The organism is Apilactobacillus waqarii (assembly GCF_019061205.1).
Classification (GTDB): Bacteria; Bacillota; Bacilli; order Lactobacillales; family Lactobacillaceae; genus Apilactobacillus; species Apilactobacillus waqarii.
In genome coordinates this window covers 80411-98577 of the sequence record NZ_JAHQYH010000006.1, presented here as the reverse complement: position 1 = coordinate 98577, position 18167 = coordinate 80411, and the positions used below count along the sequence as shown (strand labels likewise).

Here is an 18167-nt window from a genome sequence, read left to right as displayed (position 1 = left end):
CACCTATTATGGATTTATTTTCTGGTGAAATAATATCCTATAACATTAGCAGCCATCCAAATATGAACTGTGTTATGAAGCCGCTGAAAGAAGTTATTCAATTAGTTAAGGGTTTACCATACAGAACGACCATTCATAGTGATCAGGGAGCTCAGTATCAAAGTCACATCTGGCAAAAAGAGCTTAAGAAGAATAAAATATTTCAAAGCATGTCCCGTAAGGGAAATTGTATTGATAACTCACCTATGGAATCATTTTTCCATATTATGAAAGCTGAAATCATGGACTGTAATTATGACTTTAAAGAGGATTTAATTTCATCAATGAAAATATGGATTGATTATTACAATAATCATCGTATTAAAACAAAACTAGGCGGAAAGTCACCGGTTCAATACCGGAAACTTTCCGCCTAGGAAAAACAATATAATAATGTACAACTTTTGGGGTGCACATCACCACTGGGCGTCTTTTTTATTTAGAATGTCTCTACATTATATTGAAAATCTATCAAGTAACAAAGTAGTGCAATCATGAATTCGAAATCTCTTCATCATCATAAGACCCTCTTTGGCTTAATAAGATTATAGTGAATTGTCTGCTTGGTTATGAGTTTGGTATTGATGATTGTTGTAATCATACAATGCCTTTTCAAAATCATGGAATGTGTGAACATCAGTAGGGTCTTCTTTACGACCCTTCTTCAATAATGTTCTTAGGTAATCAATCATACCTGGTGTTGTCTTTACTTGCTTAATTCCATCTATAATTTCTGATTCAGTCATATTAATCGCCTCTATCAATTCAATTTATATCTGAATCCAACTATATAGTAGCACCATAGATGTGAAGTGTTCAGTATTTAGTTCGATAAAAATTAAAATAAAAAAAGCCCTCCCAAACGGAGAGCTTTTTATTATTGTGTGATTTCAACTTTATCTAGTTTTACCTTAAATCCAGCGTTGGATAGGGTACCAGTAAGTGTGATGTTCTTGTCACCATATTTGGCGGAGTAACGGTAGGTATCTCCTTTACCAGTATCTGAGTCTGAATTGTAGATACGATCACTATTGTGTTGAGTTAAGTACACGTAAGTTGACTCGTTAGAGGCAACTTTCTTTAGTTCTTGTTGGTTGCTGATGGCTGAACTAGCTTGTTTGCTTAAAGATGTTTGGATGTAGAAATCTTTTCCCACAGGTAGGACAACAAAAATAAGCACAGCAAGGAATACTAAAATAATAATGTTTCTGATTGCCTTCATCATGGCACCTCCTTTGATTTTTGTAGTAATAAAAATATACCACTTTATAAACTTAATGAAAATGACAAACTATTGTCATCATTTTGTATTAACTCGTTAAAACGTTGATATAACATGCTTTTTATAGCATTTTTTAATACAACTGAAAGAATTGCTGTGCTATTATGTGGTTAGTACATAGCAAAGGTGGGTTACATTATGCAAATGAAGATGAGAAAATGGTTTTCACTTGGCATTGGGGTATATGTAATCTTAACTATTATTGATGGATTTTTGGAAGGATTCTACTATCAATCACCATCTACTTGGCGCACTCTAATGGGCGTAAGAGTCGTTAAGAATTTTAACCCCGGAGAATTCAACTTTAGCCTATTGATTACATGGAAGACATTGATTTACTTTGTTGTCATCATGCTAATCTGGATGGCTTTATATGGATTCATGGACTACATGCTAAAGGTAAATAAAAAGAACGGCTAAATTTAGCCGTTCTTTTTATTTAAAACTTTTTATTCATTAATTTTTCAATGATACTTTGCGCTACTAAAAATGATCTTTCGATAATAAGGTCATTCATAATATTTGGATTCCCGTCTTCCAATTCTGAAAATGCTTTTTCAAAATCTTCTTTAGATGGGTAAGAAGATAATTTCATAACAGTTTCATATTCACCCGGTTTATATTCATACAGAGTTTTTGTTTTCTTCTTAACATTCATTTTTTGAGGAAGATACATAGCATTACCTATTCTTCCTAACATTATTTCATGGTTAGTATCATTATCAATAACTCTTTGCTTTGGATAGATGTGTTCTACCTGTAAATTTTCTCCAAAACTAATAAAATCTGATAAGTATGTTAGATTTGCATGGATAGTTGCTAATGATCTTACACGGTTTGTGAAGTTCATTTGTTGGGTATTTTCATCTAATATCCATGATTTAAAGCTGTTTTCGAATGATTCCTTTTCTACACTTGCTGAGTATATTCTCTCTTTTCTTGATGGATAAAATTCATAAAGACGTGTATCACCGGCACTAGTCCAAGCACGTCTAACGAAGTCATATACATAGTAAATAGGTATATTGTTAACAGTTTTTATATATTCACTTGAATTCTTTTCTAAATCCCATAGTGAAGCGAAATATGATAGTGTTTTGTACGCAGTACTTAATCCGCGTTCGTAACCGATTTTTGAAGCGTCTATTTTACTATTTTGTTTTATTAATTTATCGAAAATGTTAGAAAGTAAAATGCTAATTTCTGTAGACTTTTGCAATATTTCTTCAATATTATTGGTAATATCATCTATGTGTGAAACGATTTTATTTAAAGTCTTTGGATCAACACTGGAATAAATACCAAGAATACCAAATCCAATTTGAATCTTTTCAGTGTCAGTGTCATCCACGAGAGAGGGTAGTCTTGATTGAATCATTCTTCCTAACCCAACACCGAGGTCGTAAAGGTTAATAACTCGATTTTCAGCGAATTCTTGGCTTGAAAAATTATCTAAAGTTAATCCTCTATTTTCAGTATCTTCTTTTTTCTCAATATAAAAATTAACAACATTTTTTAACAATTCTTCTTGTAGTTTAGACTTGTTTAGCTTTATTTCAGTATGGTCCCAAGCGGCAGCATATATTTCGTACTTTGTTAATTTTATACCACCTTTATTTAAACTTTCGAAAACATTTGCTATATTATCCTCACTTCCAAAGTAATGGATAATAGGAACTTCCAAACTGTCAACGTTTAAGTATTCATTCATCTCGTCCTGTAATCTTTTAATGGTATGTCTAATATCTTTAGATGATACATTTGAGAACTGGTACTTTATCTTATAATCATCGACGAGATCTGATAAATCTTCTTTATCAGTACTGTAATCGCTAGAAGAGGAAAGTAGCCTGTCAAAATCTTCTTTAGTTACTAATTTTCCGTCTTCAATAAAGCTATTTAATTTATCAAAAGTTTTGTTATATGATTCTTTTTGTAACTTCTTGAAATACTTTGCTTTATTGTATTTAAAATCCATAATGGTTGTCCATCTTTGTTGACCATCTAATAGTTTTTCTTCATCGCTTCCCATAGGAGCGTAAGTTAATAAGGCGCCAAATGGATATCCCTTATGTAGGCTTTCAATTAATTCTAACTGTTTTGTTTCAGTCCATACGTATCCTCTTTGAAATTTTGGCAGAACTAATCTATTTTGTAATGATGAAATAGTTGAGTTCATAGTTTTGTAATCGCTCATAGTAATCTCCTAATATATATTTACTATGACATTTTAACATCGATTTAACGCCTGTTTAACAGCTTTTTATTTTTTAAATTTAAGATCTGTTCCTTTTCTAACAAAGTCTGGAATTTCATTAATACCATGATTTTTTAAGTTATATTCCAATACAGCTTCTTTAACAAAATCATCAAAGTTATCGAAATCTGTCATATCTTTAGCTATTTTGCTAGCAATTTTTGGATATTTTTGGTAGTGAAGTAATTGCTCAGGTGTAATGCCAGAATCTCCAAAGAATTCATCACAATCCGTGTAGTCTGTGTGTTTGCCTAAAAAATCTGGATTGAATAAATCTGCAATGGTATATCCTTGGACATCTCGCATTCCGTCTAATGCATTTTCAACTATGTCTAATTTGTTTTGAACGCCGTCTACTTCTTTTTGTAATTCTAATACAGCTTTTTCGGCTTTATCTTTTCGTTTCATTGCTCTTTTTAAGTTGCGAATAGATAATTCGTATTCATGATTAGCTTCGTTTAATCTATCAATCTTATCTCTAAATTCATCCATAGAACTATCTCCTATTTTCTTTCTTTAATTAAGCTTTTAAGTTCAGTTAAAGTTGTACCAGATGACTTAACAAGTTTTTTAAATATATCCATTCTTTGTTGGAAGTTTTCTTTATGAGCTTGTAAGTCGTCTTGTTGTCCTGCAGTGGAAACAATTTCATCACGAATTCCATTTAGTTCTCTATGAATCTTTTTCATTCCTTCCAAGTCATCAAATTTTTCAGCCTCATCGAAAAGCTTATTTTCTAGGTCTTTATAGTCATTTAATTGTGACATTGCTTTATCTAAAAGTTTTTCCAATGTGTTTATGCCTTTTTTTTCTTCCATTAGGTCTTTATATTGATTAATTAATTCTTCAGTGTCCATTATCTTACCGCCTTGATTAAATTTTTATAATTATATTATAATACTTTTGTTATTTATTTAAATGGTCAAATTATACTTAGTGTAAATAAAAAGAACGGCTATTCCTAGCCGTTCTTTTGTTTTGCATAAATCGCAAATGGTTCTTCTGTTTTTTGGAATGTGAATCCAGCACGTTCAGCAACGTGTCTGCTTGATTCATTTTCAACTTCAGCTTTAATAATTAGCTTTTCCATATCAAAGAAGTTAAATGCATAACTAACAAGTGATTGCACACTGTTGTACATGATCCCTTTACCTTGATATTCACTGGATAACCAGTAGCCAATTTCAGCGGTATGGTTCACTTCATCCACATTGTGTAGATCAATCATACCGACTGGTTTTGCGCCATTTAAAATTGCTAGAACAAATATATTGTTTTCCTTAGCATAGCGAATGAATTTTGCTTCGTCATCAATTGATCGCATGTCCTTAGACCATGGTAGCCACTTGGCTAATTCTTCGCGGTCTTTATTAATGATGTCGTAAATTTCGGTGGACATAAATTCTTCGACTAACGCTAGACCATAATTTTGTCTATCTAGCTTAAATTCAGCGATATTATTCATAATTATCACTTCCTAGCATTTTGATTTCAGTATACCCTAAGGTATCTAAAAATGCACTGTTTATATTTACATAACTTTTACATAATTTTTATAGCGAATTTACATGGCAGGAATATATTAAAGATGTTCCATAAATAATTCATCAGGAGATGACACTAATGATTTCCAAAGCCAAATTAATGAGTGGCTTATTGCTATTTTTAACACTTTCAAGTACTGGGGTGGCCGCTTCAGCCAAGAGTAAAGTATCAAGTGCCAAGAAGAGTGGCGACGTCGTGACGTTATATCTTGCTCGACATGGGCAGACCACCGGGAATGTTTTAACTTTAAACGAAGGATGGGATGACTATCCATTAACACCACGGGGTGACTTAGTTGCTAAACAGGTGGGAGCAGGACTTCGTGGAGTTCACTTCACAGAAGCAGCATGTGGTAAACTGGTTCGCCATTTGAACACCATCAAGGACATGTTGGACTATTCAGGTAATAGTAAACTAACAGTGTTAGAAAGTCCTCAGTTTAGAGAGGCTGGTAGTGGTAAGTACGAATTATACAATGGTGATCAAAGCGACAAACTTGTGAATGATTATTATCATGTTAAAGACGATGCATCACTATCAAAGAAGTTTGGTACTCAATTTGTACCAAAGACAATCCAAGCTATTTATGAAATCGATAAAGATAGCGATTCACTTCCAAAGGCTGACCGAGCTGAATCTGCAAACCAAGTAATTAAAAGAGAAGCAGCCGGAATTAAGAGGGTTGCTAAATTAACTAAGAATAAAGATGGTAAAAATGCTCTAGTGGTAAGTTCAGGATACGTTATTGCTGCTTACCTATCGAAGTACGACCACAACTTAAGTAAAGCAGATAAACAATTACTAAGCACTGGTTCAATTCCTAACTCAGGCGTTACCAAAGTCTACTACAACGTAAAGACCGGTAAGGTTACATTTGGAAAGATTGGTGATCTAAGTTACGCCCAAAAGGGTGCTAAGTATCTACAAAGCCACAAGGTCAAGGAATCAGCTAGCATGAAAGTTGATTACGAAAAATAATTAAGTGACTTGTATTTTGAACGAATAATATGAAGAAATGCCAAAACTTGGCTAATTCGTCGACTGGATGCATGGTGATTATGGTAGGTAATTGTCGTTTATCTCCAGCCGAAAAGATTAATTGATCGATTATAGTTTCCGTAATCACTATTAATAATTAACATCACGCCATGAGGAATTTAATCCTTTACCTCATCCTTTACTTACAGTGCTGTTAGGCCTCGCATTCATAGAATTAGCCAAGGTAAAACAAAAAAGCAATCCGACAATGGATTGCTTTTTGTGTATAATGATAGTAACCGATATTTGGGAGGAAGAATATGTTAAAAAAAACATTTAATTGGTTCTCATATGGTACCATCTTGTATTTATTTCTAATTTTACTTGATAGTTTTGTAGAACTTTTGGTGCACGCAAAGGGTGCCTGGGAATCATTATTAGGTTTTAACATTATCAATATAAAGGGATTCTTGAACTTCAACATCGAATTAGATGTAAAAGCACTCCTAATCTTTTTCGTGTTCATCTTCGTTTGGACTGTTAGCTACATCTTCTACTATTTCGTAGCTGCAAAAGAAAAACAAGCATAACAAAAGAACGACTGTTATAGTCGTTCTTTTTTATTTGCCTTCATTGTTCTTAATTCGTCTTCGATTCTTAACATGTGGGTGTCAAAGTTTTTAATTTTATGTGCTAAGTGGTCGATGGCATCTTGCATTTTATCGCGTTTTTCTTCCATTAGACGCTTTTGTTCGACTAGTAGGGCTAATTGTTCATCTTCACTATTTTCGACGTTGTCGAATAGGTTAATGTATTGCTTTAAAGCGCTGATTTCCATTCCGGCATCACGCATTTTCTTCGCAAAACTAATTCGTCTAATCGCATGATCATCGAAGTCGCGGACACCGGATTCGTTTCTGTCGACGGTAGGGATAATGCTTTCTTTTTCGTAATAACGGATGGTAGATGCTGGCACACCGGTAATTTGACTGGCTTCTTTAATGTTCAAATTTTTTCACCTCAATGTCTTGCCTTAAAGTAGGCTTTAAGTAATATGATTACTTTATCATATTTTTAGGGGGATACAAGCATGAAGTATAAATTTGGCATTATTTTGCCAATTATTTTAATTAGCTATTTTTTGATTTTATTGGATAATTCTGTCGTATTTACTAGTACGGTTCAAATCGCCAGTAGTTTGCACATGACTAGTCAAAGTATTGCATGGATTACTAATATCTATGCATTGGTCTTTGGTAGTCTGTTGTTACTAGGTGGTCGTTTGGGTGATTTGTACGGCAGAAAGCCAATCTTCTTAATAGGTCTGGTCATCTTTACGTTATTCTCACTACTAGTCGGTCTCGCACCAAACGGCTTATTCATTATCGTTATGCGTGCTTTTCAAGGAATTGGTTCCGCAATTCTAGCACCAACATCATTGGCGTTGCTACTTGATACCTATGAAGGTAAGAAACGAGAAAAGGCCATTTCATTTTACGGTGTGACCGCCGGATTGGGTGCCAGTGTTGGACTAATCATTGGGGGATTAGTGACCACGTTTTATTCCTGGCGACTAGGTTTTCTGATCAACGTGCCACTGGGCATTTTATTGATTCTATTGACCATTTTCTTCGTGCCAAAGGTAAACGCCCAAGTGCATGCTCATTTGGACTACATCGGCTCAATTTTGTCCGTACTAGCCATCTTATCATTGGTTAATGCAATTAACGGTACAGGACACAAGGGACTATTTATCGCCATTTTTATCGTGTTATTGGTCATCTTCTTATTCCGTGAGGTCAAGATTGATAATCCAATCATGCCAATGGCCATCTTCAAGGACCAAGAACGTGTATCCGCATATATCGCTAGATTCTTTTATATCGGATCAATGTTTTCATTCTTCTTTTTAGTCCCACAAGTACTACAAAAGTACTATGGCTTCACGCCGCTACTTTCCGCATTTGGTTTCATGCCAGAAACGATTCCGCAATTCTTGTTTGGGATGCTTCAATCCAAGCTATCAAGTAAGTATAAAAACGAAAACCTATTGTTGTTTGGGACCATAGTGACCTTAATGGGTGTCTTAATGCTATTCGGTTTAGATTTAAAACACGGCTATATGATTTCAGTGGCACTACCAATGATTGTGATTGGAATCGGTCAAGGCTTCTCCTTTGGTCCACTGACAGTATCAGGAGTTGCCAATACGCCGAAGGAATTGGGTGGGGCGACATCCAGTGCGGTTAACGTTTTCCATCAACTAGGGAGTTCCATTCTATTGTCACTAGTGGTGACTTTGACAGCCGGCATCGCCAATGTGATTACCGCTTATCACTATCAAACACTATTAATGTCGCTATTGATGTTAGTTCCATTAATTATGGCAATTAATATCAAACGACTTCATCGCAAATAAAAAAGACTGCTCATTTGGGCGGTCTTTTTATTTCAAAAAATTAGATATTTTTCTAAAAATAGTATGTCTGGACAAACTTTAAAAAAACTTAAACATTTTATTTTCTAATGTTTTCTATCCTGCTGATGCCTTCAAATCAACTTTAAAATAAATATCATTAAAGAAAAATTATAAAATATAGGGAGATGCGGTTCTTATGTACGTTTCACGTTCCTTTAATTTAGTTAATTTTAGGTTTATACTCACATAAATTGAAGATGTTTTAACAGGGGGAGGCTTATAAAATGCTATATAATCACAAACAGTTCAGAAAAAATTCTGACAAGAAAATTATGAGAAAAGTAAAGAAAAATTGGGTTATATTATCTGTTGCTTCATTTTCATTAATTGGAGCAACTGCTATAATACAATCCAATCAAAACCTGGCATATGCTAGTGAAACTCAGGTTTCCGCAAATTCAAATACTAATCAAAATAATTCAACAATCGATAATCAAAAAAGTGATGCAAAGTCTCAATTAGACGCCGAAGCAAGTAAAATCAAGGATGATATCAATAACGATTCTTCTTTGTCTCAATCTGACAAAGATAGTCAGAAAGCCGAAGTAGATTCATACAAGGTCGTTGGTGAACAATCAATTGATAGTGCCACAGATGTTAACAGCATTAACCAAGCACTAAGTGATGGTAAGAACAACATTGATGCAAGCCACGTTGCAGGTCAAAACAGCACTGATTCAAATGCACCCAGCAATGCTAGTTCAAGTGCTGATCAAAGTGCTCAAAGCTCAGGTGATAACCCATCACAACAATCAGGCGCTTCATCAACATCATCAGACGATGCTTTAACAAGTTCTTCATCTAGCTCAGACGATAGTAATTCAGGACTATCATTTAGAGATGGAAGTTCAGATGCTCCTCAAGATAGTGATACCTATATTAGTGGACCTAAAAAAGATTATTCGGATGCAACTGCAAATACAAAATTGAAATATACAGGTGTCACATACGATTACACAACTGGTAATTATGTTATTAACTTTCAATTTGGTTCCAAAGTAATTACAAAAACCGGTGGAGCCAATCGGGTTCTAGAATTCGCTATAAATACAAGTCCTAACCTATCTAATAAGGTTAATCAAGTAACAGTTACCAATGCTGATGGTACAAGAATGTTGACTAACAATAATGGTCAATACTATGTTAAGTATTCTACTGGTAAAGTCGTTGGTGGAAATATTGATATCGCTGTATATGTGAATCCTGTTAAGGTAACCCCTGGTGACTGGATTTCTGCATTTATGTCAACTCATAGAGAACATTCTGATGGAAGTCTTTGGAATTATAGTACTGAAATAGCCTTTTCATCCACTAGAAGTTTGACTTATAACCAATTCGGTAACGATTTTAATTCGCAATTGTTATCCCAATTGCGATTCAATGAATTATACGATTTAAACCAAACATCTCCATTGAATCAAACCACTCAACTTATCAATAACTACACGTCACAAATTAATGCAATTACGACAGATGGAGACTTTATTTCTCAATTGAATTCTATTCAAAATTCATATAGAGCGGATAATAGTTCATTATCTAACGCTATTACACAATTAAACAATCAATCAACAACATCAACAAACAACGTTTCAAATCTTGCAAGTTTATCTTCTAATGATAAGCAATCTGCTAATAATTCGATTATGAGTGCTTTTCAAACATCACAATCGAATTTAATGGGTATTTCTCAATCGAGCCAAATATCTGGTATTTTATCAGACGGAATTAATTCTATTAAAAAAATTGAATTGCAGGCTACTATTAAGTCGGCTATTAATGATATTAATAATGCTGCTACAGATACTACTAATAGAATTCAATCTGACAATACATTAGATAAAGATAAAGTCAGTCAACAAGTGCAAAACGTTGTCGCAGATAAGAATAACTACACTAGTCAACTACAAGCTGCTAGTGATGCAGCAAATATAGCGGATATTCGTAATCAAGGTGTAAATAAAATTAGTAGTGAATACGTACCTGGTCCAGCTATAAGTAGTCAAAAAACCACTGCTAAATCACAACTAAATGATGAAGCCAACAAGATTAAAGCAGCTATCGATTCTGATAATACATTGACCAGCAACGAAAAGACTAGTCAAAAGAAAAAAGTGGATGATGTCAATGCAGCTGCTCAAGCCAAAATTGATGCAGCAACTACAGCAGATGGTATAAATGATGCATTAAATCAAGGTAAGAGAGATATTGATTCAGCTCATGCGACAAGTACTACAACCTTAGCTGATAAAAAGTCTAAAGCCAAAGCTCAATTAGACGCCGAAGCAACTAAGATTAGGAATGATATCGAAAATGATGCTACGTTAACGCAAGAACAGAAGAATGACCAAATTGATCAGTTGACGGAAGATAAATCTACAGCAGAACAAGCTATTGATAATGCCCAAGACGTTGATGGTATTAGTAAATCAATCAGCGACGGTATTTTGAATATGGATGCAGACCATCAACCTGGACAATCAGTTGATTCTCGAAAATCTAGTGCAAAGTCACAACTAAATGATGATGCAGCTAAGATTAAGCAAGCCATCGAAAATGATTCAACACTAACTCAAGACCAAAAGAGCGCTCAAATGGCTCAGTTAGCCACAGATAAAGCTGCGGCAGAACAAGCTATTGATAACGCGCAAAATGCTGATGCCGTTAACCAAGCAATCAGTGATGGTAATACTAAGATGGCTAAGGATCATCAAGCAGGAGACTCAATTGAATCTCAAAAATCATCTGCTAAGCAAGCCATTCAAGACGAAGCCAATAAGGTTAAGGCAGCAATCGATGCTGATACTAGTTTGACTAGCGCTGAAAAAGATCAACAAAAGAATGCTGTCGATTCAGCAGCTAATGCCGACCAAGCTAATATTGATGGTTTAACAAACGCCGACGATATCAATGCAGCAAAGAATCATGGTATCCAAGACGTTGATGGTAAACACGTATCAGGTACACCATTAGATACGCAAAAATCTACTGCTAAGTCACAAATTACTAATGAAGCCAACAAGATTAAGCAAGCTATCGTAAACGATACGACATTAACTCAAGCTGAAAAAAACGCTCAAACTGCTAAGGTAAATGCCGACGCAGATGCCGCTTCAAAGGCAATTGATAATGCAAGTGATGCCGACAGTGTTAATAAAGCAATTAGTGTTGGAACAAGCAACATTGATAATGATCACGTTTCAAAGGCACCAGTGGATAGCCAAAGATCAGATGCTTTAAATCAATTAGATGCTCAAGCAGCTAAGGTTAAGCAAGCTATCGCAAACGATTCAACATTAACTCAAGCTCAAAAGGATGTTCAAACTGCCAAGGTAGATGCTGACGCATCTGCTGGTAAACAAGCAATCCAAAACGCTACTGATGCTGATAGCATCAATAAAGCATTAAGTGATAACAGTGGCAAAATCGCTAACGACCACCAACCAGGAAGCTCAGTTGATAATCAAAAGGATTCTAACAACACTAACTTGGATGCTGAAGCAACCAAGGTTAAGAACCAAATCGATGCTGATGTTTCATTAACTGGTAAAGAAAAAGACCAACAAAAGAGTAATGTGGAAAGTGTTAAGGCAGCCGCCGAAGATAAGATTAATGCCGCAACCAATGCTGATGGTATTAAGTCTGCATACGACCAAGGTGTTAAAGACATTGATGCCCAATACGTTCCAGGTAAGACTTCATTACCTGATCAAAAGGCTAATGCCAAAGCTCAATTAGATGCCCAAGCTGCCAAGATTAAACAAGACATCGCAAACGATGCCACATTAACTCAAGCTGAAAAGAATGAACAAAGCGCAATGGTTGATGCTGACAAAGACTCAGCTGAAACAGCCATTGATAACGCTAAGGATGCCGATGCTGTTAACCAAGCAATCAGTGATGGTAACAGCAAGATTGCATCAGACCACAAACCTGGTAAGTCAATTGACGAACAAAAAGCTGACGCTAAGGCATCTATTCAAGCTGAAGCTACTAAGATTAAGTCTGAAATTGATGCAGACCCAACATTAACCAGTGAAGAAAAGGCTCAACAAAAGAGCAAGGTTGATAGTGTGAGCGCTGCTTACCAAGATAAGATTGATGGCCTAACAAATGTGGATGACATCCATAACCAAATCACTCAAAGTGTGAAAGACATTGATGATGTACACCAATCAGACAAGAGTTTAGACGACCAAAAGTCTGACGCTAAGTCACAATTGGATGCTCAAGCAGCTAAGATTAAACAAGACATCGCAAACGATGCCACATTAACTCAAGCTGATAAGGATGCGCAAAGGGCCAAGGTTGATGCTGATACAAATGCCGGCAAACAAGCAATCGACAACGCAGCTGATGCTGATAGCATTAACGGTTTAATTAAAGAGAACAAAGATAAGATTTCTGTCGACCACGTTTCACATGCATCTGTAGATGATCAAAAGGCAAGTAATAAGAAGGTATTGGACGACCAAGCAGCTAAGGTAAAACAAGATATCGCAAACGATAACACATTGACCCAATCTGAAAAGGACGCTCAAACTGCCAAGGTAGATGCTGATAGGGAAGCGGCTGAAAAGACAATCGATTCTGCCTCTGACGCTGAAGGTGTCAAGAAAGCTATTGATGCTGGTAACAATCAAATCAATGCTGACCATGTTCCAGGTAAATTAGTTGATGACCAAAAGGCTGCTGCTAAGAAACAATTGGACGACCAAGCAGCTAAAACTAAACAAGATATCGCAAACGATGCGACATTGACTCAAGCTGAAAAGGATGCCCAAAGTGCCAAGGTTGAAGCTGATAGAGACGCCGGCGAAAAGGCTATTGATGGTGCAAAAGACGCTGATGATATCAACAAGTTAATCAGTGACACTACAACTAAAATCAATGGTGACCACACTTCAGGCAAATCCTTGGCTGATCAAAAGGCTGCCAAGAAGAATGACCTAGACAACGAAGCCAACAAGATTAAGGGGCAAATTGATGCTGACAACACCTTAGGTCAAGCAGAAAAAGATGATCAAAAGGCAGCCATTGATGCCGATGTTGACGCTGGTAAGAAGGCTATTGATGCATCCTCCGATGCAGAAGGTATCAAACAAACTGTCGAAAGTAGTAACCAAAAGATTGATGGTGAACACAAATCAGGTAAGTCTGTGGCTGACCAAAAGTCTGATGCTAAGTCACAAATGGATGCAGAAGCCAACAAGATTAAGGCAGCTATTGACTCTGATGACACTTTGACTAGTGCTGAAAAAGCACAACAAAAGAAGAATGTTGATGATGCAAATAAAGCTGCCCAAGCTAAGATTGATGATGCTTCAAATGCAGATGAAATCAACAATGCAATCAAAGATGGTAATACTAATATTGATGGCCAACACAAATTAGGTACATCAGTTAAGGACCAACAAGATGCCGCTAAGAATCAATTAGACGCTGAAGCTAACAAGATTAAACAAGATATCGATAATGACCCAACTTTGAGTAAATCTGACAAAGATGCTCAAAAGGCCAAGGTTGATAATGATGTCCAAGCTGGTAAGGATGCCATTGACAAGCAATCAAATGCCGATGACATCAACCAATCAATCGCTGATGCCAAAAAGGCTATTGATGGTGAACATGTTTCCGGTACCCCATTGTCAGACCAAAAGACTGCTGCGCAAGATAAATTAAATGCACAAGCAAATCAAACTAAGCAAGTCATCGCAAATGATGCAACATTAACTTCCGACCAAAAGAAAGCACAAATTGATAAGGTTGACCAAGATGTTACAAACGGTATGAATGCTATTAATAGTGCAACCGACGCTGACGGCATTAATGATGCATTGAGTGATGCCAATAGTAGGATTGAAAATGACCACCAACCAAAAGACTCTGTAGATACACAAAAGAGTAATGCAACTTCTCAATTAGATACTGAAGCTGAAAAGAAGAAGCAAGATATCGCAAATGATACAACGTTAACTTCCGACCAAAAGAAAGCACAAAGTGCTAAGGTTGATGCAGATGTTGCCTCTGGTAAGCAAGCCATTAACAACGCAACGGATGCAGATAGCATCAACAAAGCACTTAGTGATGCTAACAAGGATATTGATGGTGCACACGTACCAGGAACACCATTGTCAGACCAAAAGAAGACTGCAAAATATAAACTGGATGAACAAGCGGCAAAGATAAAGAAAGATATCGATGATGACAACACCCTAACTAATGATGAAAAATCTGCTCAAAAAGCTAAGGTTGATGATGATGTAAAGTCTGGTAAAGATGCTATTGAAAATTCTGCAGACGCAGATAGTATTAACGGCTTGGTTAAAGAATATAACGGGGGTAATAGCGATAACGAAGATAAAGGAAAAATTGCTAGTGAACACGTTCCAAGTAAAGTATCATTACAAGATCAAAAGAGTAATGCTAAAAATCAACTAGATGACCAAGCAACTAAGGTTAAGAACGACATCGCAAACGATGTAACGTTAACTAAGGCAGAAAAAGATGCCCAAACTGCTCAAGTAGAAGCTGATAAGACAGCTGCAGAAAAGGCAATCGATAACGCTTCAGATGCGGAAGGCGTTAAGGAAGCAACTGATAATGGTAACAAGAATATTTCTAGCGACCACAATTCAGGAAAATCAGTAGATGACCAAAAGTCCGATGCTAAGAAACAATTAGAAGCACAAGCTACTAAAGTTAAGAAAGACATCCAAAATGATGTAACATTAACTCAAGCACAAAGGGATGCTCAAATTGCCAAGGTAGATGCTAACAAGTTTGCTGCTGAAAATGCGGTTGATGCTGCCACAGATGCTGATTCAATTAACAAGGCAATTGCCGATGGAAATAATAAGATTACTTCCGACCACGTTAAAGGAACTTCAGTAGATACTCAAAAGAGCAACGCCAAAGCTCAACTAGATGCCGAAGCAACCAATGTTAAGAATGATATCGACGCAGATAACACCTTAACCAGTGATGAAAAAGATGTTCAAAAGGCTAAGGTCGATGCCGATGTCAAAGCCGGTAAAGAAGCTATCGACAATTCCACAGAAGCTGATAACATCAACAAGGCAGTTAGTGATACTAACGCTCAAGTTGATAAGAAACACGTATCAGGCACACCGGTAGATAGTCAAAAATATGTTGCTAAAAAACAATTGGAAGACCAAGCTACTAAGACTAAGCAAGGCATTACAAATGACGCCACATTGACTCAATCAGAAAAAGATGCCCAAATTGCTAAGGTTGAAGCTGACAAGACTGCTGGAGAAAAGGCAATTGATGATGCCACAGATGCTGACACAATTAACCAAGCATTGGTTGATTGTAACAAGCAAATCAGTGCTGATCACGTCCCAGGTAAGTCATTAAGTGACCAAAAGGACGCTGCTAAGAAGCAACTAGATGCTGAAGCCGAAAAGACTAAGGCAACCATTGATGCTGACAAGACATTAACTAGTGCTGAAAAGGCACAACAAAAGGCTAATGTGGATGCCAAGGACAAGGCATCCCAAGATAATGTTGATGCTCAAACTAACGCTGACAACGTCAATAAATTAACTGCTCAAGGTGTCGAAGAAATTGATGCTCAATATGTCCCAGGTAAGGTTTCATTGAGTGATCAAAAGACTAATGCCAAGGCTAAACTGGAAGAAGAAGCTACTAAGGTTAAGAATGACATCTTAAATGACGCCACATTAACTAAGGCTGAAAAGGATGCCCAGATTTCTAATGTTGATGCTGATAAGGCCGCTGGTGAAAAGGCTATCGATGATGCCTTAGATGCTGATGGTATTAACCAAGCAGTCAGTGACAGCAATGCCAAGATGGACGCCGATTACGTTCCAGGCAAGACTTCATTACCAGACCAAAAGAGCAACGCAAAGGCTCAATTAGACGCTAAAGCTGCTAAGGTTAAGAATGACATCGCAAATGATGCCACTCTAACCCAATCAGAAAAGGATGCTCAAATGGCTCAAGTAGATGCTGATAAAGCTGCCGCTGAACAAGCCATCGACAACGCACCAGACGCTGACGGCATTAACCAATCTATCAGCAATGGTAATACTAAGATTGCTTCTGACTATGTTCCAGGCAAACCAGTTGATGACCAAAAGAGTGCTGCTAAGTCTGACCTAGATGCCAAGGCCGCTAAGGTTAAGAATGACATCGCAAACGATGCTACATTGACTCAATCTGAAAAGGATGCTCAAATGGCCAAGGTTGATGCAGATAAGTCTGCTGGAGAACAAGTAATTGTTAACGCTACTGATGCCGATAGCATTAACCAAATCATCAGCGACACCAACGCAAAGATTGATGCAGACCATGTTTCCAGTCAATCAGTTGATGATCAAAAGGTTGCTGCTAAGGATGCCATCAATAATGAAGCCAACAAGATTAAGGCCGCTATTGATGCCGATAAGACATTAATCAAGGCTGAAAAGCAACGTCAAAAGAACAACGTTGATCGTGCTCAAGCTGCCGCACAAGCAACCATTGATGGTTTGCCTAATGCCGATGACATTAACTCAGCAATTGCTCAACAAATCCAAATCATTGATGCTCAACACGTCAAGAAGCAAAACAACGGAAGTGGCCCAGAACAAACTATTCCACGTAATATTTACATGGTTAAGAACTTCTACAGATACCTAAGCACCAACTTCACTAAGAAGAACCGTGTTCAAGGTTACAAGTCTACATCCCGTCCAAACGCTGTGATGTTTAGAATCATCGGTGAAACTACCAACAAGAACGGTGTAAAGAGATACAAGGTATACCAAATCGTTGTTAAGAAGAATGGTTCATTCAAAGTGGACCGTAAGAAGTGGGGTTACATCACTGCTAAACCTTCTTACATGAGACCTTTGTACTACCGTAGCAACGTTCAACAAATCAAGGTTATTGGTAAGGGAATCCGTGAATACAAGAACGTTAAGTTAAGTAAGGCTGTGAAGGGCTACAAGCACGGAACTGTATTGAATGTTAAAGCAGTCAAGAAGTATGGTAGTACTTACAGATTACAATTAACTAACGGTTACTACATTACTGCCAACAAGAACTTGGTTCGTAAGCAAACAACACCACGTAACATTTACATGGTTAAAGGATTCTACAGATACTCAAGTGTCAACTTCAATCACAAGAACAGAATCAAAGGTTACAAGAAGCAAGCACGTCCAAACGCTGTGATGTTCAGAATTGTTGGTGAAACTACCAACAAGAATGGACTAAAGAGATACAAGGTATACCAAATCGTACGTAACAAGAAGGGTCTATTCAGAGTAGATCACAAGAAGTGGGGTTACATCACCACTAAGCCTTCATACGTAAAACCTTTGTACTACAGCAGCAAGGTTCGTTCTGTTCGCGTAATCGGTTCTAGAATCCGTGCCTACAAGAACATTAAGTTAACTAAGTCTGTGAAGTCATACAAACGCGGCACTGTTTTGAACGTTAAATCAGTGAAGAAGGTTGGTACTACTTACAGATTGCAATTAACTAATGGTAGTTACATCAGTGCTAACAAGAACTTAGTTCAAAAAATCAAATAACATTTGCTTTAAAATGATTTA

Annotated in this window: 13 protein-coding genes; 6 read left to right on the top strand and 7 right to left on the bottom strand. The window is 36.7% G+C overall.

Features of this window, described 5'->3' with window-relative positions; translation table 11 throughout:
- Positions 1 to 8 precede the first annotated feature (8 nt).
- Complete coding sequence (locus KTJ72_RS05275) at positions 9 to 416, top strand: DDE-type integrase/transposase/recombinase (RefSeq protein WP_430385413.1); 408 nt, start codon at positions 9 to 11, stop codon at positions 414 to 416.
- A gap of 168 nt (positions 417 to 584) precedes the next feature.
- Here KTJ72_RS05275 and KTJ72_RS05270 read toward each other — a convergent pair whose 3' ends face one another.
- A complete protein-coding gene (locus KTJ72_RS05270) occupies positions 585 to 785 on the bottom strand; it encodes a hypothetical protein (RefSeq protein ID WP_041152626.1) in 201 nt (66 codons plus the stop codon).
- Positions 786 to 916: 131 nt separating this feature from the next.
- On the bottom strand, positions 917 to 1261 hold the full coding sequence (locus tag KTJ72_RS05265; protein ID WP_217304301.1) for a hypothetical protein: 345 nt from the start codon (positions 1259 to 1261) through the stop codon (positions 917 to 919).
- 198 nt (positions 1262 to 1459) lie between these two features.
- Between KTJ72_RS05265 and KTJ72_RS05260 the strand changes: the two genes are divergently transcribed.
- Positions 1460 to 1741 carry a hypothetical protein gene (locus tag KTJ72_RS05260; protein WP_217304300.1) on the top strand — a complete coding sequence of 94 codons (282 nt, stop codon included), beginning with the start codon at positions 1460 to 1462 and terminating at the stop codon, positions 1739 to 1741.
- A gap of 19 nt (positions 1742 to 1760) precedes the next feature.
- Here KTJ72_RS05260 and KTJ72_RS05255 read toward each other — a convergent pair whose 3' ends face one another.
- From KTJ72_RS05255 to KTJ72_RS05240, 4 genes are all read right to left on the bottom strand, one after another.
- Positions 1761 to 3518, bottom strand: a complete 1758-nt coding sequence (locus KTJ72_RS05255; protein ID WP_217304299.1) for a DUF262 domain-containing protein — start codon at positions 3516 to 3518, stop codon at positions 1761 to 1763.
- A 66-nt stretch (positions 3519 to 3584) separates the two neighbouring features.
- Positions 3585 to 4070 carry a hypothetical protein gene (locus tag KTJ72_RS05250; RefSeq protein ID WP_217304298.1) on the bottom strand — a complete coding sequence of 162 codons (486 nt, stop codon included), beginning with the start codon at positions 4068 to 4070 and terminating at the stop codon, positions 3585 to 3587.
- Positions 4071 to 4081: 11 nt separating this feature from the next.
- Positions 4082 to 4435 (bottom strand): hypothetical protein, encoded by a 354-nt coding sequence (locus tag KTJ72_RS05245; protein ID WP_217304297.1) that lies wholly within the window; start codon positions 4433 to 4435, stop codon positions 4082 to 4084.
- Between the two features lie 104 nt (positions 4436 to 4539).
- Entirely contained in the window at positions 4540 to 5043 is a 504-nt protein-coding gene (locus KTJ72_RS05240; RefSeq protein WP_217304296.1) for a GNAT family N-acetyltransferase, read from the bottom strand.
- Positions 5044 to 5201: 158 nt separating this feature from the next.
- Between KTJ72_RS05240 and KTJ72_RS05235 the strand changes: the two genes are divergently transcribed.
- Both KTJ72_RS05235 and KTJ72_RS05230 read left to right on the top strand, forming a co-directional pair.
- Positions 5202 to 6101: a histidine phosphatase family protein gene (locus KTJ72_RS05235; protein WP_217304295.1), complete on the top strand. Its 900-nt coding sequence runs from the start codon at positions 5202 to 5204 to the stop codon at positions 6099 to 6101.
- 320 nt (positions 6102 to 6421) lie between these two features.
- Positions 6422 to 6691, top strand: a complete 270-nt coding sequence (locus KTJ72_RS05230) for a hypothetical protein (RefSeq protein ID WP_217304294.1) — start codon at positions 6422 to 6424, stop codon at positions 6689 to 6691.
- A 14-nt stretch (positions 6692 to 6705) separates the two neighbouring features.
- Here KTJ72_RS05230 and KTJ72_RS05225 read toward each other — a convergent pair whose 3' ends face one another.
- On the bottom strand, positions 6706 to 7110 hold the full coding sequence (locus KTJ72_RS05225; RefSeq protein WP_217304293.1) for a MerR family transcriptional regulator: 405 nt from the start codon (positions 7108 to 7110) through the stop codon (positions 6706 to 6708).
- 81 nt (positions 7111 to 7191) lie between these two features.
- Here KTJ72_RS05225 and KTJ72_RS05220 point away from each other — a divergent pair, with 81 nt between their 5' ends.
- On the top strand, positions 7192 to 8520 hold the full coding sequence (locus tag KTJ72_RS05220) for an MFS transporter (protein WP_217304292.1): 1329 nt from the start codon (positions 7192 to 7194) through the stop codon (positions 8518 to 8520).
- A 284-nt stretch (positions 8521 to 8804) separates the two neighbouring features.
- The gene (locus KTJ72_RS05215) at positions 8805 to 18146 is read left to right on the top strand and encodes a DUF1542 domain-containing protein (protein ID WP_217304291.1); all 9342 of its coding nucleotides are present in this window, start codon (positions 8805 to 8807) and stop codon (positions 18144 to 18146) included.
- The last annotated feature ends 21 nt before the right edge of the window (positions 18147 to 18167 follow it).

What these genes read in the sequence shown, in the direction of transcription:
- KTJ72_RS05275 (WP_430385413.1), top strand. Translation starts at nt 9, where the DNA reads ATGGATTTATTTTCTGGTGAAATAATATCCTATAACATTAGCAGCCAT.
- KTJ72_RS05270 (WP_041152626.1), bottom strand. Translation starts at nt 785, where the DNA reads ATGACTGAATCAGAAATTATAGATGGAATTAAGCAAGTAAAGACAACA.
- KTJ72_RS05265 (WP_217304301.1), bottom strand. Translation starts at nt 1,261, where the DNA reads ATGAAGGCAATCAGAAACATTATTATTTTAGTATTCCTTGCTGTGCTT.
- KTJ72_RS05260 (WP_217304300.1), top strand. Translation starts at nt 1,460, where the DNA reads ATGCAAATGAAGATGAGAAAATGGTTTTCACTTGGCATTGGGGTATAT.
- KTJ72_RS05255 (WP_217304299.1), bottom strand. Translation starts at nt 3,518, where the DNA reads ATGAGCGATTACAAAACTATGAACTCAACTATTTCATCATTACAAAAT.
- KTJ72_RS05250 (WP_217304298.1), bottom strand. Translation starts at nt 4,070, where the DNA reads ATGGATGAATTTAGAGATAAGATTGATAGATTAAACGAAGCTAATCAT.
- KTJ72_RS05245 (WP_217304297.1), bottom strand. Translation starts at nt 4,435, where the DNA reads ATGGACACTGAAGAATTAATTAATCAATATAAAGACCTAATGGAAGAA.
- KTJ72_RS05240 (WP_217304296.1), bottom strand. Translation starts at nt 5,043, where the DNA reads ATGAATAATATCGCTGAATTTAAGCTAGATAGACAAAATTATGGTCTA.
- KTJ72_RS05235 (WP_217304295.1), top strand. Translation starts at nt 5,202, where the DNA reads ATGATTTCCAAAGCCAAATTAATGAGTGGCTTATTGCTATTTTTAACA.
- KTJ72_RS05230 (WP_217304294.1), top strand. Translation starts at nt 6,422, where the DNA reads ATGTTAAAAAAAACATTTAATTGGTTCTCATATGGTACCATCTTGTAT.
- KTJ72_RS05220 (WP_217304292.1), top strand. Translation starts at nt 7,192, where the DNA reads ATGAAGTATAAATTTGGCATTATTTTGCCAATTATTTTAATTAGCTAT.
- KTJ72_RS05215 (WP_217304291.1), top strand. Translation starts at nt 8,805, where the DNA reads ATGCTATATAATCACAAACAGTTCAGAAAAAATTCTGACAAGAAAATT.